Source organism: Advenella alkanexedens (assembly GCF_019132845.1).
GTDB lineage: Bacteria > Pseudomonadota > Gammaproteobacteria > Burkholderiales > Burkholderiaceae_B > Advenella > Advenella alkanexedens.
Genome location: NZ_JAHSPR010000001.1, coordinates 204942 through 224284, shown reverse-complemented (window position 1 = coordinate 224284; position 19343 = coordinate 204942). Strand labels below are relative to the sequence as shown.

The 19343-nt window shown below is 48.0% G+C and carries 19 protein-coding genes; 14 read left to right on the top strand and 5 right to left on the bottom strand.

What is annotated here, in order from left to right:
- Positions 1–147: 147 nt before the first annotated feature.
- From KU392_RS01090 to KU392_RS01050, 9 genes are all read left to right on the top strand, one after another.
- On the top strand, positions 148–1140 hold the full coding sequence (locus tag KU392_RS01090) for a P-type ATPase actuator domain-containing protein (RefSeq protein WP_169294197.1): 993 nt from the start codon (positions 148–150) through the stop codon (positions 1138–1140).
- Between the two features lie 5 nt (positions 1141–1145).
- The gene (ccoS, locus tag KU392_RS01085; RefSeq protein WP_169294198.1) at positions 1146–1301 is read left to right on the top strand and encodes a cbb3-type cytochrome oxidase assembly protein CcoS; all 156 of its coding nucleotides are present in this window, start codon (positions 1146–1148) and stop codon (positions 1299–1301) included.
- 209 nt (positions 1302–1510) lie between these two features.
- Entirely contained in the window at positions 1511–2992 is a 1482-nt protein-coding gene (ccoN, locus tag KU392_RS01080; RefSeq protein WP_217734325.1) for a cytochrome-c oxidase, cbb3-type subunit I, read from the top strand.
- Positions 2993–3006: 14 nt separating this feature from the next.
- The gene (ccoO, locus tag KU392_RS01075; RefSeq protein ID WP_217734324.1) at positions 3007–3690 is read left to right on the top strand and encodes a cytochrome-c oxidase, cbb3-type subunit II; all 684 of its coding nucleotides are present in this window, start codon (positions 3007–3009) and stop codon (positions 3688–3690) included.
- Between the two features lie 5 nt (positions 3691–3695).
- Positions 3696–3872, top strand: a complete 177-nt coding sequence (locus KU392_RS01070) for a cbb3-type cytochrome oxidase subunit 3 (protein ID WP_217734323.1) — start codon at positions 3696–3698, stop codon at positions 3870–3872.
- Positions 3869–4783: a cytochrome-c oxidase, cbb3-type subunit III gene (gene ccoP, locus KU392_RS01065; protein WP_169294202.1), complete on the top strand. Its 915-nt coding sequence runs from the start codon at positions 3869–3871 to the stop codon at positions 4781–4783. Before KU392_RS01070 ends, ccoP begins: the two co-directional genes overlap by 4 nt.
- 22 nt (positions 4784–4805) lie before the next feature.
- Positions 4806–6323 carry a cytochrome c oxidase accessory protein CcoG gene (gene ccoG, locus KU392_RS01060; protein ID WP_169294203.1) on the top strand — a complete coding sequence of 506 codons (1518 nt, stop codon included), beginning with the start codon at positions 4806–4808 and terminating at the stop codon, positions 6321–6323.
- 19 nt (positions 6324–6342) lie between these two features.
- A complete protein-coding gene (locus KU392_RS01055; RefSeq protein WP_169294204.1) occupies positions 6343–6594 on the top strand; it encodes a FixH family protein in 252 nt (83 codons plus the stop codon).
- Positions 6595–6609: 15 nt separating this feature from the next.
- On the top strand, positions 6610–6858 hold the full coding sequence (locus KU392_RS01050) for a hypothetical protein (protein ID WP_169294205.1): 249 nt from the start codon (positions 6610–6612) through the stop codon (positions 6856–6858).
- 54 nt (positions 6859–6912) lie between these two features.
- Here KU392_RS01050 and KU392_RS01045 read toward each other — a convergent pair whose 3' ends face one another.
- From KU392_RS01045 to KU392_RS01035, 3 genes are all read right to left on the bottom strand, one after another.
- The gene (locus KU392_RS01045) at positions 6913–7653 is read right to left on the bottom strand and encodes a helix-turn-helix domain-containing protein (protein WP_169294206.1); all 741 of its coding nucleotides are present in this window, start codon (positions 7651–7653) and stop codon (positions 6913–6915) included.
- A 238-nt stretch (positions 7654–7891) separates the two neighbouring features.
- Entirely contained in the window at positions 7892–8794 is a 903-nt protein-coding gene (locus tag KU392_RS01040; protein ID WP_169294207.1) for a LysR family transcriptional regulator, read from the bottom strand.
- Positions 8795–8900: 106 nt separating this feature from the next.
- The gene (locus tag KU392_RS01035; protein WP_246587178.1) at positions 8901–9554 is read right to left on the bottom strand and encodes a PIN domain-containing protein; all 654 of its coding nucleotides are present in this window, start codon (positions 9552–9554) and stop codon (positions 8901–8903) included.
- Positions 9555–9815: 261 nt separating this feature from the next.
- On the opposite strand from KU392_RS01035, the gene clpB reads away from it, so the two are divergent.
- The 5 genes from clpB (at position 9816) to KU392_RS01010 (ending at position 15625) form a co-directional block, all read left to right on the top strand.
- Positions 9816–12395, top strand: coding sequence for an ATP-dependent chaperone ClpB (gene clpB, locus KU392_RS01030; protein WP_217734473.1), 2580 nt, complete (start codon positions 9816–9818; stop codon positions 12393–12395).
- Between the two features lie 305 nt (positions 12396–12700).
- A complete protein-coding gene (locus tag KU392_RS01025) occupies positions 12701–12910 on the top strand; it encodes a cold-shock protein (protein ID WP_169294209.1) in 210 nt (69 codons plus the stop codon).
- A gap of 375 nt (positions 12911–13285) precedes the next feature.
- The gene (locus KU392_RS01020) at positions 13286–14197 is read left to right on the top strand and encodes an energy transducer TonB (protein ID WP_217734322.1); all 912 of its coding nucleotides are present in this window, start codon (positions 13286–13288) and stop codon (positions 14195–14197) included.
- A gap of 11 nt (positions 14198–14208) precedes the next feature.
- Complete coding sequence (locus tag KU392_RS01015; protein WP_217734321.1) at positions 14209–15126, top strand: MotA/TolQ/ExbB proton channel family protein; 918 nt, start codon at positions 14209–14211, stop codon at positions 15124–15126.
- A gap of 19 nt (positions 15127–15145) precedes the next feature.
- Positions 15146–15625, top strand: coding sequence for an ExbD/TolR family protein (locus tag KU392_RS01010; RefSeq protein ID WP_169294212.1), 480 nt, complete (start codon positions 15146–15148; stop codon positions 15623–15625).
- 86 nt (positions 15626–15711) lie between these two features.
- Here KU392_RS01010 and KU392_RS01005 read toward each other — a convergent pair whose 3' ends face one another.
- Together KU392_RS01005 and glnE are read right to left on the bottom strand one after the other, a co-directional pair.
- Entirely contained in the window at positions 15712–16380 is a 669-nt protein-coding gene (locus KU392_RS01005) for an epoxyqueuosine reductase QueH (protein WP_169294288.1), read from the bottom strand.
- Positions 16381–16453: 73 nt separating this feature from the next.
- Positions 16454–19267: a bifunctional [glutamate--ammonia ligase]-adenylyl-L-tyrosine phosphorylase/[glutamate--ammonia-ligase] adenylyltransferase gene (glnE, locus tag KU392_RS01000; protein ID WP_169294289.1), complete on the bottom strand. Its 2814-nt coding sequence runs from the start codon at positions 19265–19267 to the stop codon at positions 16454–16456.
- Positions 19268–19343 lie beyond the last annotated feature (76 nt).

Here is a 19343-nt window from a genome sequence, read left to right as displayed (position 1 = left end):
AATGGCTGGTTATTGAAAATAAAACCGGCTATTTTCACATATAAAGCTGGATTTTTGTTGTGTGATTTTGATTGCTTGCCGGTAATTTGCAACTATCTTGATAATTATCAAGACGATATGGACAATATATGAGTACCATTCTACGCTATGAAAGCCGTCTCTATTTTCTCCATCCCTAAAAATCTGCCAGATCATGAGCGGCAAAAGCGTCGGCACATGCTGGCAAGTTTGGGTATTGCCTGGCTGGTCATGATGCAGGTCATGATGTTTGCATTTCCCGGCTATTTTCGTGGTGATTACATCGGCACAGAAAGCCTCGCCATGCTTGATACGGCCATTATCATTATGAACTGGCTCAGTTTTGCATTAACCATGCCGGTTCTCCTTTATTGTGCATGGCCAATCTGGCAAGGTGTTTTTAGAAAATCTTCCACTCATTCCATGCGCGTCAACATGGATTGGCCTGTCGCACTAGGTATTCTTACTGCTTTTATTCCCAGCGTCATTGCCACCGTCCATCAGCAGGGTGAGGTTTATTTTGAATCCGTCTCCATGTTTGTGGCATTTTTGCTAACTGCCCGTTATCTGGAATTTTGTGCCGAACAGTCGGCCCGTTTTTCCGAGGGCGGTGTGCCAGCCAAACTTGAACGGGAACGAGGCATCATGACGGCAAAAGCCGATAAAATCGCTTTTGTGTTTGTGATCGCCCAAATATTTCTGGCTATCGTCAGTGGCATTGTCTGGTATCTTTTTATCGACAGGACACATGCCTTGCCTGTACTGGTTGCGCTTTTCGTCATGAGTTGCCCCTGTGCATTGTCCATGGCGGTTCCTACAGCGTCTTCTGCCGCTCGTGCAATCTTTCTTAATAATCACAGTTTTTCCCCGGAACAACAAGAATTCGTATTACACCTTACCCGAAAAACTGCCAACCAGAATCTCTATGGTTCTTTGGCGTGGCATATTCTCATGGCGCCTTTGGCCATGTTCGGGCTGGTGGCACCATGGGTTGCGGCCATTACCATGTTGGTATCTTCCTTGGCAGTAGCCTGGAACTCATGGCGTTTATATAAAAAATTCCATATTCAGGGTGTTATCACTAACCCTGATTGGGCGGCAGGGAAAGCCGTCCAGGGATAAATGAAATGGAATCTTTGTTTTTATTGCTTCCAGTTTCATTTTTATTTGTGATCGGTATCGGTATTGCACTGTATTGGGCGGTGTTTTCCGGTCAGTTTGATGATACAGAAGAGAACGGGAAATCCATTCTTCAAGATAATGACTCAAATCATACAGAATAACGCTCCTGTCAAATAACCGGCTTTGTTGTATTGCAACACGAAAGTTTGTTTTGGTAAGAGTTCAGGTAGAATGCGGGTCGACATGGGCATAATTTGTTCTGGGTTCTTGTCTTGTTGATTCAAGTCAAACCGAGAATTTGTAAAAATGTTTCATGATTCTTATCGGTATCACACAAAACTAGAGTGGTAATTTTTAGAGAGGATGGTCTATGCGTACTCAAAACGCAACTGTTAGTGAAGCCGAAACCTTCAATTACAAGGTGGTTCGGCAGTTCGCCATTATGACGGTGATCTGGGGGATTGTGGGGATGTTTGTCGGTGTTTTTATCGCCGCACAACTTATCTGGCCCAATCTGAATTTGGTTGATTGGTTAAGTTACGGACGTCTTCGTCCCTTACATACCAACGCGGTAATTTTTGCTTTTGGTGGTAGTGGTTTGTTTGCAACGTCATACTATGTCGTGCAACGTACCTGTCAAACCCGTTTGTTTTCAGACAAACTGGCTGCATTCACTTTTTGGGGCTGGCAGCTGGTTATTGTCGGTGCCGCCATTTCTTTGCCAGCAGGTTTTACATCCAGTAAAGAATATGCCGAGCTCGAATGGCCGATTGATATCCTGATCACATTGGTCTGGGTTGCTTATGCAATTGTTTTCTTCGGTACAATTGTCAAGCGTAAGGTAAAACATATTTATGTGGCAAACTGGTTCTTTGGTTCATATATCCTGACCATTGCCGTTCTGCACATTTTTAACAATATTGAAATGCCTTGGGGCTGGTTCAAGTCTTACTCTGCTTATGCGGGTGTACAAGATGCAATGGTTCAGTGGTGGTATGGCCACAACGCGGTTGGTTTCTTCCTGACAACCAGTTTCCTTGGCATGATGTATTACTTTGTGCCTAAACAGGCTAACCGTCCTGTGTATTCTTACCGCTTATCAATTGTTCACTTCTGGTCATTGGCCTTTACCTACATGTGGGCCGGCCCTCACCACTTGCTGTATACCTCGCTTCCCGACTGGACTCAAAGTTTGGGTATGGCATTCTCCCTGATTCTGCTTGCGCCATCATGGGGCGGTATGATCAACGGTATCATGACCATGTCAGGTGCCTGGCATAAGCTTAGAACAGACCCAATCCTGAAATTCATGGTGGTGGCACTGTCTTTCTATGGTATGTCAACCTTCGAAGGTTCAATGATGTCCATCCGTTCCGTGAACGCTTTGTCTCACTATACAGAATGGACCGTTGCGCACGTTCACTCCGGTGCACTGGGTTGGGTTGCCATGATCACTTTCGGCAGTCTGTATTACTTGATTCCACGTTTGTGGGGTCGTGATTCCATGGCCAGCAAATCCCTGGTGGAAGCCCACTTCTGGATCGCTACCATTGGTGTGGTTCTGTATATCGCTTCAATGTGGATTGCCGGTGTGATGGAAGGCCTGATGTGGCGTGCTGTTGAGCCTGATGGCACCATGACTTATGCATTTGTGCAGGCGCTTAAATCCAAGTATCTGCTTTATATCATTCGTTTCACGGGTGGCGCTTGCTTCCTGGCTGGTGTGATCATTATGTTGTACAACGTCATTATCACCATCAAAGGACAAAAACCTGTTAATCCTGCAGTGCCGGTTGGTTCTTCTGAAGATTCTCACCAAGCATCAGCAGTTGGTGCTCCTGCAACAGTGTAATTAGGAGAACTCTAATGGCTAATAAATCAAAAAGCTTTTTCTCACACGAAACTATTGAGAAGAATGTCGGGATACTGATTATCCTCAGTATCCTGGTGATCTCATTTGCTGGATTGGTGCAAATCGTTCCTTTGTTTTTCCAGCATTCAACCACTCAGCCTGCAGAGGGGGTCACTCCTTACACTCCCTTGCAATTGCTAGGGCGTGATGTATATATCAAGGAAGGTTGTGTAGGCTGTCACTCACAACAAGTGCGTATGTTGCAGTCTGACGTATTGCGCTACGGTCACTACTCCCTGGCTGGTGAAACCGTTTACGATCACCCCTTCCTGTGGGGTTCAAAACGTACCGGTCCTGACCTTGCCCGTGTGGGTGGCCGTTACTCCGATGACTGGCACAGGCTTCACTTGCGTGATCCACGCGCTTTGGTCAAAGAGTCCAACATGCCAGGATATAGCTGGTTGCAACATAAAGATGTTTCCAACGTTGATCTGGTTCCTCGTATGAATGCGCTGCGTAAGCTGGGCGTTCCCTATACCGATGAACAGATTGCCAATGCCAATAAAGAACTTGCCGGCAAAACAGAGGAAGATGCTGTTATTGCTTACCTGCAAAGTCTTGGTGTCGGCTTTATCAACGCGTTACGCGCCAAAGAAACTGCCCAACCTGCAACACAGGCAGTCACTACCGGGGGGTAACTGATATGGCTATATTAAATGGTGTATTCACCGTCATATCAATGTTGATGTTTTTTGGAATCATCTGGTGGGCATGGTCAAAGCACCGTGTCAAGGACAATGACGAAGCGGCAAGGTTGCCATTCGCATTGCCAGATGAGGGATCAGATCAAGGAAATCGTAATAAGGGGTATGGATCATGAGTGATTTCGTGGGCATTGGATGGAGTTACTGGATCTCCATCATTGCACTGGGTGGTGTCATATTTTGTCTTTGGCTGTTGTTCACGCAACGGACTTGGCTGGATGGCGCTCCCAAAGGTGAGGAAAGTACAGGACACATCTGGGATGGAATTGGTGAGCTGAATACACCAATCCCCCGTTGGTGGGTCATTATGTACATTGGCTTGTGTGTCATTGGTCTGAGTATCATGTTTCTGTATCCGGCACTGGGCTCCAACCCTGGTGTGGTTGGTTATACAGCCGCCAAGCAGGTCGAAGAGGAACGTGCCGAGTACCTGAAGACCATTGCTCCTATCTATGAGAAGTTTGCGGCAATGCCTCTTGATGAATTGGTTAAAAACCCTGAGGCTCACGTGATTGGTGAACGGTTGTTCCTGAACAACTGTGCACAATGTCATGGATCAGATGCAAAAGGCCAGCCCAACTACCCCAACCTGACTGATGGCGACTGGTTGTATGGTGGTGAACCCGAGATCATTCTGCAAACCATCACCGAGGGCCGTCATGGCATCATGGCTCCTTTGGGAGCGGCAATTCCCCAGGCAAAAGCCGAGGAAGTAGCCAACTATGTCCGTTCACTTTCAGGATTGTCACATGATGCGACGTTGGTGCCGGCAGGCCAAGTAACCTTCAATCAGTTTTGTGTGGCCTGTCACGGTGCTGATGCCAAAGGCAATAAAGCCTTGGGTGCGCCTAACCTGACTGATAACATCTGGTTGAACAGCAGTTCCAAAGATGCCATCGTTAATACGATCCTGAACGGACGTGAAGGTCTTATGCCTGCGCAGAAAAACCTTCTCACACCTGATCAGATTCGTATGTTGACATCGTATGTATGGAGTCTCTCCAATAAAGAGGCTGCAGCGCAATAAGCAGTAAATCAAGGAAGAAAGAATGAGTAATGATCAAAGTACCGAAGGCAAAAATTCGGAACAGGCTCCGGCGTGGCAACCGGTGCAAATACAGCGCCCCGCTCAGGTCTCTAGTTCAGCAGGATTGACCGAGGAAGAAAGCACTAGGGTTATTGAGGAATTCAGGGCAAAAATATACCCTCGATCGGTAACCGGCATCTTTGCGCGCTGGAGGATCATTCTCGTTCTTTTTACCCAGGTTATTTTTTACGGGTTGCCATGGTTGCAGTGGAATGATCGTCAGGCCGTTCTGTTTGATCTGGGGGCCCGCAAGTTTTATATTTTTGGTATGGTATTGTGGCCGCAAGATGTATTTTATATGGCCGTCATACTTATCATTTCCGCTTACGGCCTGTTCCTGTTTACGGCGCTGGCCGGACGCCTGTTCTGTGGATATGCCTGTCCGCAAACAGTCTATACCGAAATTTTCATGTGGATAGAACGCAAGGTGGAAGGTGATCGGGTAGCCCGTATTCGCCTTGACGAAGAGCCTTGGTCGTTTCGCAAATTCCGCATCAAGGCAACCAAACATATATTATGGATCGCCGTAGCCTGGTGGACGGGTTCCACGTTTATTGGCTATTTTGCGCCCATCCGTGAATTGGGTTCTGATCTTATCAATTTTGAACTGGGCCCATGGCAATGGTTCTGGATCATTTTCTACTCCTTGGCAACTTGGGGTAATGCAGGCTTCCTGCGCGAATCAGTCTGTAAGTACATGTGCCCTTATGCACGCTTCCAGAGTGTGATGGTAGACTCCGATACCTTTGTGGTTACCTATGACAAAATTCGTGGTGAACCCCGTGGTGGACGTTCACGTAAGGTAGATCATCATGAAATGGGTCTTGGGGACTGTATTGACTGTACGGTCTGTGTACAGGTCTGCCCAACCGGGATCGATATTCGTAACGGTCTGCAATACATGTGTATTGGCTGTGGTGCCTGTATTGATGCCTGTGACCAGATCATGGATAAAATGAATTATCCAAAAGGTCTTATCCGTTATACGTCTGAAAATGGCATGCTTGAGGGCCTTGATAATAAACAGGCCAGAAAACGTCTGTTCAAGCCGCGTGTTTATGTTTATCTGACCTTGCTGGCATTCTTTATTATTGCTTTCCTGGTGTCAGTGGCCATGCGTACACCATTGCGGATGGATATCATGAGGGATCGTGGCGCATTGGGTCGTGAAGTACCGGGAGGTTTAATTGAAAACGTCTACCGGATACAGCTGATCAACATGACCGAAGAGCCACTTGATCTTGAAATTACCGCTCAAGGCAAGGATCTTGAAAATGTCCATGTTCGTGCCGGTGACAGTGATAGTGCCGTGGTTAAAGTGGCGCCTTTTGCCAATGAATGGGTGCCACTGGTTATCCAGGTTCCGCTTGGAGAGGTCAAGCCAGGTTTGTACGATCTTCAATTGAAAGCCCAAACGCTGGAAAGTGAAGAACTTGACCTGAAGGCGGAAGAGAAAACAAGTTTCTTTGTTCCTAACTAAATTTAAGCTGGAAATTTACATGTCTACCTACAATGATGATGATCTTGATGTTAATCCTTGGTACAAGGAGCCTTGGCCATGGATATTAATGGCAGGACCGGCGCTGGCAATAATTGGTTGCATCATTACCATAGTGCTGGCATTATCTACGAATGTAGACCAGCAAATTAAACTGGAAGGTGTCAAGCAAGGGCTTTTTGTCAGTAAGGATGGCAAGGATATTCCCCGGTTTGGCACAAATCCAGAGGTGGAAAACAGAGAGCTCAAATAACAAACGGGGGACGATATGCGTACCATAATGTGGATTATATGGCCTTCATTTTTGGCGGCAGGTTTGTTAAGCGGTGTGGTATTTGCGTTGGTAGAGCCTGCGGATATAAGCATATTTGGTTATATCCCGGTCAGTATCGAGTGGGTTTATGCCGGTGGCTTTTTTCTGTTCTGGATCATGGCCGCCTTTTCCAGTCTGTTAAGCTTGTTCATGATCAATACACGTGGAAACAACCGGTTGTTTGACAATGACGAAGAGCTTTAGCGTTTATTATTAAAATTGATTAGAATGAAAAAGTACGAAGTTCTTCGTACTTTTTTATTTTATCTTGATGTTTTGCTCGTTTTTGATCAGATCATGCAGCCCTGATTTGCTTAACAGTTGAACCTGGCGTTGATGGATGCGGATTAGGCCTTCTTTGGCAAAGCGTGAGAGCAGACGGCTGACTGTTTCAAGGGTCAGACCCAAATAGTTGCCAATTTCTTCCCGACTCATGCGTAAAATGAATTCATTGGGTGAATAACCCAGATTTGTGAAACGAGCTGAGAGATTTAATAAAAAAGAGGCAACCCGTTGTTCTGAGCGCATGGCACCCAAAGACAGGACCAGATTGTGTGAGCGCGAAATTTCCTTACTGAGAATTTTCCAGAATTGCTGCTGCAGGGCAGGGATTTCCTGGGTCAGGACATCAAGATCGCTAAGTTTAAGAACGCAAACCTCGGTATCCTCAAGGGCAATGGCATTGGATAAATGAGTGCCTTCACTGAATCCGTCAAGACCCAGTAATTCTCCGGCCAGAAAAAAGCCGGTAATTTGCACGTGCCCGCTTTCGTTTTCGAGTTGTGTTTTCATGGAACCCGAACGAATGCTGTAAATGGCCGTAAGAGGATCGCCAACCTTGAAGAACAGTGTTCCTTTGGGAATACGTATGCGTTCTTTGATCAGTTCGGTCAACCTGTTTGTTTCAGAGGGTGTTAATCCTCCTGGGACACACAAGTGCCCCAACATACAAGTTGAACAATGAATTGATTCTTTATTGAGTAAAAGGTGTTTGAGCATCCCTATCATTTCCTTATTGCTATGCTCAAGCTATTGAGATAGCACTGCATATTGTAGTCGTTATATGTATTTGGATTGTTATTGTTTGGCATATATCAATTTTTTTCTTAAGCAATTCATTTATTTTTACAATAAAAACCAGAATGAAATCCTTTTTTTGTGTGCAATCGGGCTCAACTTGATCGTGCGGCTTGTGTTTAAAACATGTTCAGTATCATGTTACCATTTCCGGGTGACATTATTTCCAGTATTTTTTTTGCGCATACGTGTTTTTAAGTAAATTGATGAAACCACGGGTTCTTTGAGGTAAATGTTTTCTGTCGGGTAGCATGGCATAAATGCCATTTGCGGGTGCATTATATTCATCCAATATGGTCACTAATGTCCCTTTTTCAATTTCGCGCCTGACTTCCCACATGGAGCGCCAGGACAGTCCAAAGCCGCTTAATGTCCATTCAAGCAAGACTGAACCGTCAGAACAGGATAATCGTGCTTTGGGCTTAATGGCAATAATCTGGTCATTTTCCTTGAATAGCCACCCTTTATGCTGATTGCCCTGGGAGCCAAATGAAAGACACTCATGGTGCTGGAGTTCATCGGGATGCTGGGGAGTGCCGTGTGTTTTCAGGTATTCTGGGGCGGCCACGACAACCCGATGATTTTCGGCCAGCCTGATGGCAATCAGTTGTGAATTCTCAAGATCACCAATCCGAATGGCACAATCGTATTGCTCTTCAACCAGGTCTACCACTCGGTCAGTCAAGTCAAGCGATACCTTGACATCGGGATATTGCTCACAAAAGACAGGAATAAGCGGAGCAACGTGCTTGCGTCCGAATCCGGCCGGAGCCGTAATGCGCAAAGGACCACTTACCTTGACTTTACCCTCTGTAATGAGGCTTTCGGTATCGGCCAGGTCTTTCAGGATTCTTTGGGCTTCTTCCAGAAAAATATGTCCTTCCGGTGTCAGTGACAATTTTCGGGTTGAACGTATGATTAATTTTACGCCCAGTCTTTCCTCCAGGGCATCGATGCGCCGTCCCATCATGGCGGGAGCAATGTTTGCCTGACGGGCCGCGGCAGACAGGGTACCCAATGTTGCCACTGCGACAAAACTTTCAAGTTGAGTAAATCGACTCATTCTAACCCTCTTGGAAAGTGCTTGAAATAAAAAGGAAGTGAAGTCCTGACGCTAAAGAGAATCCTGAAAATCACTGCTTGTGTGACGGTTGGGCCCTATTTTACTGCTACAGGGCAGGCTCAAACTGAAGTGCTTGCTGTTGCAAGGTCAGTTTGTTCAGTCGAAACAGCCGCTCGCGTTTGAGTACGGTTTCCAAAGGTTCGGCTTGCCGGCCTATTTTCAGGGCATCTGCTGGAATAAGTTCAAGCAGGGCTTGCATGTGTGCCTGATGATTTTCCCAGCACATCACCAAAAATTGGTCCGGGTCATACAGGTACAGCCCAAGATTCCGGATTTCTGCCCGATGAAAGTCCTTGATGTTGCGGGTTAAGATACAGGTGGTGCTTTCCGGGTGTTTTTGCTGGATGGCACGTGCCGCGGCAATCACATGCCAGTCTTTTTTGTCACTGCGTTTAAGGCCTGTCTCATAGGCGCTGACATCGCCCATATTGGCGAGTGGGAATTGCTGTTGCATTTTCAGCCATTCCACATCAAGTATTTCAGGGGTTACATTCCAGATACGGCTGGCATTGCGTCGCCATTCCACACCGATGTATTCGGCCCATACAGGATGAAAATGTCCTGCCTGTGCCAGGCGAAGTAGCAGGTGTCGCAATACATTGGACATCAGGACACAGGTGTCGATCACAATGAAATGGGGAAGGTGGGCTGGCGGTAAGACAGGCATTGAAAAAAAGAAATGAAATACTACAATTGACAATAACAATTGCCTTGTTTTGTTGAAGGATTGAACTGGCATTTTAACATTGGAATTCGGGGAATTGGTTTTGAGGCATCGTTCCTGCAGGAGGCAGGATCAATTATTGCCCATGTCAGTGGAAACTTGCCCAAGCCTGAAACGAATGGGACAGTTATCAAAAAATGAAATTTTATATCTTGAAATTTCACAAGCGCAGCACTATATAAGCAGTATTCAAAGATAACCCGAGCAGATGCGCTCAACCTTATACAGGAAAGAATGATGCGATTTGATAAGTTGACAACAAAACTCCAGCAGGCTTTGGCAGATGCCCAAAGCCTGGCATCCAGAAATGACAACCCTTATATAGAACCCGTTCATGTATTGTCTGCCTTGCTGGCCGATGCCGAAAGTGGCTCGGCCAGTTTGCTGGCACGCGCAGGCGTGTCGGTTAACCGCGTGTTGCCGGCGCTTGACAAGGCCATCAAGGATATTCCGCAAGTGCAGGGGGCCGATGCCAATATCCAGATCAGCCGGGACCTGAACGGTCTGCTGAATAAAACTGATAAAGAAGCGGCAAAGCGTGGTGACGCATTTATTGCCAGTGAATTGTTTTTGCTTGCCCTGGCTGATGATAATGGGCCGGCAGGCCGAATCTTGCGTGAAGCCGGTTTGCAGAAAAAAGCCCTTGAGGCGGCGATTGAAGCTGTACGGGGTGGTGAGTCTTTAACTGATCAGGAAGGCGAATCCCATCGTCAGGCCCTGGAAAAATACACGACAGACCTGACCGAGCGTGCACGTCAGGGCAAACTGGATCCGGTAATTGGCCGTGATGATGAAATCCGCCGGGCCATCCAGATCTTGCAACGCCGTACCAAAAACAATCCGGTGCTGATTGGTGAGCCGGGTGTGGGTAAAACCGCGATTGTCGAGGGGCTGGCCCAGCGTATTATCAATGATGAGGTGCCTGAGTCTTTACGTGGCAAGCGCGTGCTTTCACTGGACCTGGCCGCTTTGCTGGCCGGTGCCAAGTTTCGTGGCGAATTTGAGGAACGCCTGAAAGCAGTCCTGAAAGAGCTGGCCCAGGATGATGGCAATAATATTGTTTTTATTGATGAAATCCATACCATGGTGGGCGCCGGTAAGGCGGAAGGCGCCATGGATGCTGGCAATATGCTTAAACCGGCCCTGTCACGGGGTGAGTTGCATTGCATAGGTGCAACCACGCTTGATGAATACCGAAAATATATTGAAAAGGATGCTGCCCTGGAGCGACGCTTCCAGAAAGTGATCGTGGATGAGCCTGATGTGGAATCGACCATTGCCATTTTGCGTGGTTTGCAAGAGCGTTATGAAATTCACCACGGCGTGGATATTACCGATCCGGCCATTGTGGCGGCTGCCGAGTTGTCCAACCGTTATATTACCGATCGCTTCCTTCCTGATAAGGCAATTGACCTGATTGATGAGGCCGCGGCCCGTATCCGGATGGAAATCGACTCCAAGCCTGAAGTGATGGACCGGCTTGACCGACGTATCATTCAATTGAAAATCGAACGTGAGGCTGTCATCAAGGAAACGGACGAAGCTTCGCGTCGTCGCTTGCAATTGATTGAAGAGGAAATGGAGCAGCTTCAGCGCGAGTATAACGATTACGAGGAAATCTGGAAGGCCGAGAAAGCGGCTGTGCAGGGTTCTAAAGCGATCAAGGAAGAGATCGACCAACTGCGTGCGCAAATGGCTGAGTTCCAGCGCAAGGGGCAGTTTGATAAACTGGCTGAATTGCAATACAGCAAATTGCCCGAACTGGAAGGTCGCCTGAAAGCCGCTGAAGCCGGTGCAGAGCAGACTGAAAAGCCCAAATTGTTGCGGACCAAGGTGGGTGCCGAGGAAATTGCAGAAGTGGTTTCTCGCGCCACCGGCATCCCGGTTTCCAAAATGATGCAGGGAGAGCGGTCAAAATTGCTGGCGATGGAAGATGAGCTGCACAAACGGGTGGTTGGTCAGGATGAAGCGGTTACCCTGGTGGCTGATGCCATTCGCCGTTCACGGGCCGGTTTGTCCGATCCTTCCAAACCTTATGGATCGTTCCTGTTCCTGGGGCCAACCGGTGTGGGTAAAACCGAATTAACCAAGGCATTAGCCAGTTTTCTGTTTGACTCTGATGAGCATATGATCAGGATCGACATGAGTGAATTCATGGAGAAACATTCGGTTGCCCGTCTGATTGGTGCGCCTCCGGGGTACGTTGGCTATGAGGAAGGGGGGTATCTGACAGAAGCGGTACGTCGTAAACCTTATAGCGTGATTTTGCTTGATGAGGTTGAAAAAGCGCATCCGGATGTGTTCAACGTATTATTGCAAGTACTTGATGATGGTCGCCTGACGGATGGTCAGGGCCGTACAGTCGATTTTCGCAATACGGTCATCATCATGACGTCCAACCTTGGTTCGCATCATATTCAAAGCATGGTGGGTCAGTCTTACGAGGCGATCAAAGAAGTGGTGTGGGAGGATGTCAAACAGGCCTTCCGTCCTGAATTCCTGAACCGGATTGATGAAGTGGTTGTGTTCCATGCCTTGAGCAGCAAGCATATTGCTTCGATTGCGAATATCCAGTTGAAACGTCTTGCACAAAGATTGCATGAGCAGGAAATGGACTTGGAAGTATCCGAAGAGGCACTTGCCTTAATTGCCGAGAATGGATTTGATCCGGTTTTTGGGGCTCGACCTTTAAAACGTGCGATTCAACAACACATTGAGAATCCGATTGCAAAACGAATTCTTGAAGGAGAGTTGGGTCCAAAAGATACCATTCTGGTGGGTATGCAAGATGGCCAGTTTTTATTTGGCCGGAAGTAAACCCTTAAATCCTTAATATATATGGGTAAATGCCTGATATTGCAGTATTTTTGCTTGTCATGAAAAACTGCTTGTCAGGCATTTTTTGTTACGTGAAATGCATTTGCAAATGACTCAGGGTAATTCCCCGGTAAATTTTTGTTGACAGGGGTCTGAATAGTCGTCATAGTGTGATGTATAAGATTTTCAAGTTCGTTGATTTTTGCTAGATTCTTTGCTCATGCAGTTTCGTTGTGCTTTTGTCTACTCCTTGATGGTCTTGTGTTTGTTTGGTCTATTCAGACCGTAATTTTAAGGAAATTCAAATGTCAACAGAATCTGGCATCGTTAAATGGTTTAATAACGAAAAAGGCTTCGGCTTCATCAAACCCGCTTCAGGCGGTAAAGATCTGTTTGTACACCACACCGACATCATCGGTACAGGTTACAAATCTCTGCAAGAAAACCAGGAAGTTACTTTCGTGGTTGCAGATGGCCCTAAAGGTCCACAAGCCAAAGAAGTATCAGCTAAGTAATTTATTACCAGCTAATAAAAATACCGCCGCGAGGCGGTATTTTTTTGTCTAAAATAGTTTGCTGAAACAGGTTGTTTTTTAGCAACGCTAAAAAATAAAAACAGTCAGGTTTATTTTTTAATAAAAATCAGATACTTGTGTTCATTTTATTAAAATATCCACCTTTATATGAGACTTGCTTAAATAATTATAGTTGATTTCAATAATGAGAATCATTATTATTTATTCAATATGAGTGACAAATAGCTCCACGAGGGGTGAAACAACATAAAACCGGGTTGGTCATAGACTTTGTCATGTCAGCGGGGCTGAACTTTGATTCCTGGCCGTATTCATCAGGGCGAGACAAGGAGCCAAGCGTTTAAATTAAACAGTATGTATAAATCTTCAAATGTAATTCCAACAGTACCTTTTTCTATTCGCCTTGCTGGTGCTGTTACTGCTGTGGGTATTCTTGCCGCTTTAGGATTCATTGCCACCATGGATGCATCAGCAACACATAAGCAATTTGAAGAAGCACCGGTGTTTGTGTCAATTTTTGAGGAAACGGCTTCTGAGGCTCCTAAAGGGGAGATGATGCCTGATGTGATTCCTTTGCAAGAAGAACAGCCTGAAGAGGTTATTCTGGAACCAGAACCAGTGGTTGAGCCAGAGCCAGAGCCAATCGTTGAACCAGAACCAGAACCGGAACCGGAACCAGAACCAGAACCAGAACCAGAACCAGAACCAGAACCAGAACCAGAACCAGAACCAGAACCAGAACCGGAGCCGGAGCCGGAGCCGGTCCCCGAGCCTGTCATGCCTGTCAAGCCGCCAGAACCTAAACCGGAACCACCCAAAGTGGTTAAAAAAGAGGTTGCGCCCAAGAAAGTCGTGAAACAGGAAAAGCCCAAGGCAAAACCTGTGTTGAAAAGCCAGAAAGTCTCGGAACAGGCGCCACCCGTCACCAAACCCATTGGCGTTTCCCAGGGGAATCCCAATGTCAAACCAGGGTCTTCGTCGGCCGATTCGGCACCGGTTGTTGTCAGGCAGGTGGGTTACAGGGTGCGGCCTAAAGTTAATTATCCAATGAGCGCCAAACGGCGGGGCGAAAAGGGAACGGTTGTCGTGCGTGTCTTGATTGACCGTAACGGGGTGGCCAAGCGCGTATCGCTATTAAAAGGAACGCCTTATGATGCCTTGAACAAGGCCGCCTTAAATGCCGTGCGCGAGGCACGATTTAAACCTCATACAGAAAATGGTGTGCCACGGGAAGCGCTGGCAGACATTCCAATTAAATTTGAATAAAAGGAAATAGCATGATTTCGTCATTGCTGACTTCAACATTCGGTTCAATTGCACAAATTGTGACCAATACATCAGAAAATGGTAGTGTTGCTGCTGCAACGGTCAATGACGCAGCGGGTTCTGCTGTCACAGTCGTTCCCGGGGCTGCCGTGGAACTTGTTAATAATATGGCCGCCAATGCGGCAACGACAGTTGCCACCGATGCAGGCACTTCACAAATGCTGGGTTTTTTGATGCAAAGTGATGCCGTGGGTAAAACCCTGTTTGGCGTGCTGGTATTCATGTCTTTATTGACCTGGTATCTCATCGTGGTTAAGGGTTTGCTTAATTGGCGTGCAAGCCGTCATAGCAAGGCGTTTTTATCACGCTTCTGGAATGCTTCTTCACTGGAGCAGGTGGATAAGGACTTGCATAAATTTGGGGCGACGGACCCGTTTTCACGCCTGGCTAACCAGGCCTTGCATGCCCGTGAGCATCACGCAAAATATGGGGTGACCAATTTGTCTGAGGTGGGGTCAAATGCCGACTTTGTTACCCGTACCATGCGTAAAGTCATTGATGAAGAAACCGCTCATCTGGAAAACGGACTCACCATTCTGGGTTCGGTGGGTTCAACAGCGCCTTTTGTAGGATTATTTGGGACGGTTTGGGGGGTTTATCATGCTCTGGTCAATATTGGTATGTCTGATGGCATATCCATTAATAAAATTGCCGGACCGGTTGGAGAGGCGCTGATCATGACTGGCCTGGGTCTGGCTGTGGCTATTCCTGCAGTGCTCGCTTACAACGCTTTTGTGCGTCGCAATCGGGTGGTGCTGGCTTCATTGGATGGTTTTGCCTATGACTTGTTCGCCTTTGTCACAACTGGGCAGCAGGTGGAGGTGTCTTCCGGCAAAGTCCGTGCCTTGCGTAGCAATGGTACACACTAGTAAAGTGATGGGGTAAATAATGGCATTTGGAAGCTTCGACCAGAAAAACAACGCCAATCATATGGTGTCGGAAATCAATATGGTTCCGCTCATTGATGTGATGCTGGTTTTGTTGGTTATTTTTATTATTACTGCGCCTTTGCTGGCACACTCCATCAAAATTGATGTGCCACAGGTAAGCAGTACGCCCGTTACAGAAGATCCCAAGTCAATTGATTTGGCGATCGATGCACAAGGTGGCATTTTCTGGAATGAATCACCCATTCCCGAGGCGAGTTTGCGTGAGATGTTCATTTCCCAGGCCAAAGAGGTGCCTCAGCCGGAAATCAGGATTCGTGCCGATGCCAATACGCGTTATGAGCAGCTGGCCAGAATCATGGCAATGGCCAAAGGGTCGGGCTTGAAAAAGCTGGGTTTCATCACTTCACCTGCTTCGCAAGGTACGGCAGGTGCCAGTGCGGCGGCAGTAGCGGCGCCCGTTATTGCACCGGTTCAGTAGGGGTAGGTCAGTCGCCAGGATCGGCGCATAAAGTGAAAGGCCACGTTCTTGGGAACGAGGCCTTTTATTTGGCGCGTGTGATGGACTTAACTTTTGTTTTCGTTGCGATAATAATTGACACCGATTTTAATCCGCTCACGCCCCTGACTTTGTCGGTGCCGGTTAGTGTCTCTTAGGGAATAGACGCAGCCACAATATTCCTGCTGGTAGAATTCTTCGCGCTTGCTGATTTCAATCATGCGGGCCGAACCGCCACCTTTGCGCCAGTTGTAGGTCCAGTAAACCAGTTCGGGGTAACGGGCAGCCGCGCGCTCACCACAGCCGTTGATCTGGTTCATGTCTTTCCAGCGGGAAATGCCCAGTGAGCTGGTAATCGTGTCAAACCCGTGTTCGTGTGCATACAGCGCGGTACGCTCAAAGCGCATGTCGAAACAGGCAGTACAGCGTTCGCCACGTTCGGGTTCATTTTCAAGCCCCTTGACACGCTCAAACCAGTTGTCGACATCATAATCGACATCGATAAACGGTACGTTATGCAACTTGGCAAAGCGAATGTTTTCTTCCTTGCGGATTTCATACTCCTTGACCGGATGGATATTCGGGTTATAGAAGAAAATCGTGTAATCAATACCCGATGCGAGCATTGCCTCCATGACTTCGCCAGAGCAGGGTGCGCAACAGGAGTGCAGTAGCACTTTACGGTGGCCTTTGGGTAATTCCAGGACAGGTCTTTTAATATCGGTGACGGTAACCATGGCAGAGTAGGACAAAAATATTGCAAAGGTTCATTTTAGAATATTTTTGTCCTGAATTCAGGGCTTTGGCTTATTATGAGGGATTGCCTTCCTGCTCCCGGGTACCGGGAAAGACGATTTCCCATAATCTGTTCACTGCCTGGCGTTCGTTCAGCAGCAAATGATTATCTACGCGTGCCTTTTCCTGGCCGCGCAGTCTGACTGCATGCTGTGTTTTGCGCAAAGTGCGATAGGCATCAGCCACTTCGTTGGCCAGATCCTCGGGAATAAAGCCGCCTTCCGCAGCGATTTTAAGCAAAGCAATATTGCCAAGGTTATCCAATAGCCGGGGGTATTGATGTGAGTAGGCCAGCACCAGATATTGAGTGATGAATTCAATATCAACCATGCCGCCATGGTCATGTTTAACATCAAACATGCCCGAATTATTGGGATGGCCGGCCCGCATTTTGGCGCGCATGTCGATAATGTCCTGCCGGAGCTGTTCCCGGTCCCTTTCTTTGAGCAGAATCTGGCGGCGGATCCGTTCAAAACGCTTGCCGATGGCCTTGTCGCCAGCACAGAAGCGGGCGCGTGTCAGAGCCTGGTGTTCCCAGGGCCAGGCATGTTCAAGCTGGTATTTTTCAAAGGTATCCACCGAGATGGCCAGCAGGCCGGCATCGCCATCCGGACGCAGGCGCAAGTCAATTTCATACATTCGGCCTGAGGAGGTCATGCTGGAAAGCCAGGTGCTCAGGCGTCGCCCCAGTTTTGCATAAACTTCAAGGGCGTAATCGGCCGGATCATCAAAAAGCAGTACCAAATCCAGGTCTGAGGCATAACCCAGCTCTTTGCCCCCCAGTTTGCCATAGGCGATCACGGCAAAACGCGGGTAGTCGGGTACGGGTTCCGAGGTTTGTTCGGGCTTGGGTTTGACAGCGGGCCAAATGCGTTTGATGCTTTCTTCCAGCAGCAGATCTGCCAGGGCTGACAAGTGGTCAGCCAGTTTTTCAACCGATAGGCCACCAGACAGATCCTGGGCTAGCAACTGAAAACTGACTTGTTTCTGGACATCCCGCATGATGTTCATTTGTTGTTCAACGTCAGGTTGCCCATCTTGCAGTACGCAGGCGTCCAGGTCTTTACTGAGTTGCGTGGCGATATGAGAAAAATCCACGTTTTGCATGAGGGTTTGCCAGTCGATCAGCCCATCCAGCAAAATCGGGTTGCGGATCAGGTAACCGGCCGCCCAGTGGCTTGAGGACATGATGCGGGCAACCCGGGCCAGTGTTTCCGGATATTCGGCCAGCAAAGCAAGATAGGCACTGCGCTGGGCAATCGCTTCAATCAGGTCAAACAGATTCCCGCAGGTCAGTTGCGGGTTATCGCTTTTGGCTGCGGTTTCCAATAATTGGGGCAAGAGTTTTTTCAGTCGCGTACGGCTTGAGCCGGAAAGGGTGCGAATACGGCTGCTGTTGAGCAATGCCTTGATACGGTTTTCAATATACTCATGGATTTCCGGTGCAAAAAACTGTTGAACCAGTTCAGGCAGGTCGGTACTATCAGACGTGTCGGAAAGGTGGTTGTAATGGGGGCCGGACGCTGATTCTTCACCCATGCCAGCGATACGGAATGCGTTTCGAAATGCCCGGGATACCACTCGTCGGTGCTCGTTCAGTTGTGACCGGAAGGCTTGTTCTTCCATATTCATTGCCTTGGCCAGGGCGGCAAACCGTTCGGGGTCGGCCGGCAACAGGTGCGTTTGCTCATCTTCACGATATTGCAGCATGTGCTCCACGCGCCGCAGGAAGCGATAGGCATTTTCCAGCAGCAGGCCTTCTTCCTTGGTAATGAGCCCTATGCCGATTTCGGCATGAAGGGCTGGTAACAGGCCCCTGAGTTGCAGGGATGGCATTCGACCGCCACGAATGAGCTGTGCTAGCTGAACGGTAAATTCAATTTCACGAATACCGCCTTCACCCAGTTTGATGTTGTGAATGCTGTCCACGCCATTGCGGTTAAGGGCTTTGCGTTGCCAGTCCTGACGAATGCGTTCGCGTAGCTGACGTAATGAAGCAAGGGCATCAAAATCAAAATACTTGCGGTAAACAAATGGTGTGCGCAGGCTTTTCAACTGGGCAATGTCTTCTTTGGATGAGCTCTGCTTAAAATATTTGACGGGAATAACTCTAGCCTTCAGCCAGGCATATCGTTCCCATTCCCGTCCCTGGGTAATCAAGTAGTTTTCCAGCGCGTCAAGGCTCCAGGCCAGTGGGCCGCCATCCCCGTCGGGGCGCAACCGCAGATCGGTACGGAAAACATGGCCATCGGCATTTATTTCAGACAGGACGGGCATCATGCGTTGGGTCAGACGGCCATAGAACTCATGGTGGCTCAGGGGACGACGACCCGTGGTTTCACCTTCCTGGGCATACAGCATGATCAGGTCGATATCGGAAGAAACATTCAATTCTTTGCCGCCCAGTTTGCCCATGCCCAGAATGATCATTTCCATGGGTTTGCCGGTTTCGGGGTTGATGGGCTCGCCATGGATCTGCACCAGATCCTGCATGATGCTTAAATAAGCCTGCTGCACGGCCAGGTCGGCCAGAAAACTCATGCTTTGGGTGACTTCTTCAAAACAGGCCTGGCCATTGATATCCCTTACCATCAGGGCGCAGAATACCCGATTCCTGAGTTTGCGTAACAGGTGCTTGCATTGTTCGGTGGCGATGGGTTGATGCACGGGCTGGCCACTGGTCTGTGTAAACCATTGCTTGATGATGTCCGGTGTGATGGGGTGCAAAATGTCCTGGCTCAGTTCGGTTTTCAGTTGTTCATTTGTGCTGATTTTACGTTGCAGGTAACCGGACCATTCAAGGGCGCGGGTTAGACTATTGGTTGGCATCATGCTTTCTCAAAAAATGTAAGGTTATGTCTAACGACTGTTTCTGTGGCCTGAGGCAATGCAGTATTGGATATAA

Coding starts and splice junctions, on each gene's coding strand:
- KU392_RS01090 (WP_169294197.1), top strand. CDS start 148: ATGAAAGCCGTCTCTATTTTCTCCATCCCTAAAAATCTGCCAGATCAT.
- ccoS (WP_169294198.1), top strand. CDS start 1,146: ATGGAATCTTTGTTTTTATTGCTTCCAGTTTCATTTTTATTTGTGATC.
- ccoN (WP_217734325.1), top strand. CDS start 1,511: ATGCGTACTCAAAACGCAACTGTTAGTGAAGCCGAAACCTTCAATTAC.
- ccoO (WP_217734324.1), top strand. CDS start 3,007: ATGGCTAATAAATCAAAAAGCTTTTTCTCACACGAAACTATTGAGAAG.
- KU392_RS01070 (WP_217734323.1), top strand. CDS start 3,696: ATGGCTATATTAAATGGTGTATTCACCGTCATATCAATGTTGATGTTT.
- ccoP (WP_169294202.1), top strand. CDS start 3,869: ATGAGTGATTTCGTGGGCATTGGATGGAGTTACTGGATCTCCATCATT.
- ccoG (WP_169294203.1), top strand. CDS start 4,806: ATGAGTAATGATCAAAGTACCGAAGGCAAAAATTCGGAACAGGCTCCG.
- KU392_RS01055 (WP_169294204.1), top strand. CDS start 6,343: ATGTCTACCTACAATGATGATGATCTTGATGTTAATCCTTGGTACAAG.
- KU392_RS01050 (WP_169294205.1), top strand. CDS start 6,610: ATGCGTACCATAATGTGGATTATATGGCCTTCATTTTTGGCGGCAGGT.
- KU392_RS01045 (WP_169294206.1), bottom strand. CDS start 7,653: ATGCTCAAACACCTTTTACTCAATAAAGAATCAATTCATTGTTCAACT.
- KU392_RS01040 (WP_169294207.1), bottom strand. CDS start 8,794: ATGAGTCGATTTACTCAACTTGAAAGTTTTGTCGCAGTGGCAACATTG.
- clpB (WP_217734473.1), top strand. CDS start 9,816: ATGCGATTTGATAAGTTGACAACAAAACTCCAGCAGGCTTTGGCAGAT.
- KU392_RS01025 (WP_169294209.1), top strand. CDS start 12,701: ATGTCAACAGAATCTGGCATCGTTAAATGGTTTAATAACGAAAAAGGC.
- KU392_RS01020 (WP_217734322.1), top strand. CDS start 13,286: ATGTATAAATCTTCAAATGTAATTCCAACAGTACCTTTTTCTATTCGC.
- KU392_RS01015 (WP_217734321.1), top strand. CDS start 14,209: ATGATTTCGTCATTGCTGACTTCAACATTCGGTTCAATTGCACAAATT.
- KU392_RS01010 (WP_169294212.1), top strand. CDS start 15,146: ATGGCATTTGGAAGCTTCGACCAGAAAAACAACGCCAATCATATGGTG.
- KU392_RS01005 (WP_169294288.1), bottom strand. CDS start 16,380: ATGGTTACCGTCACCGATATTAAAAGACCTGTCCTGGAATTACCCAAA.
- glnE (WP_169294289.1), bottom strand. CDS start 19,267: ATGCCAACCAATAGTCTAACCCGCGCCCTTGAATGGTCCGGTTACCTG.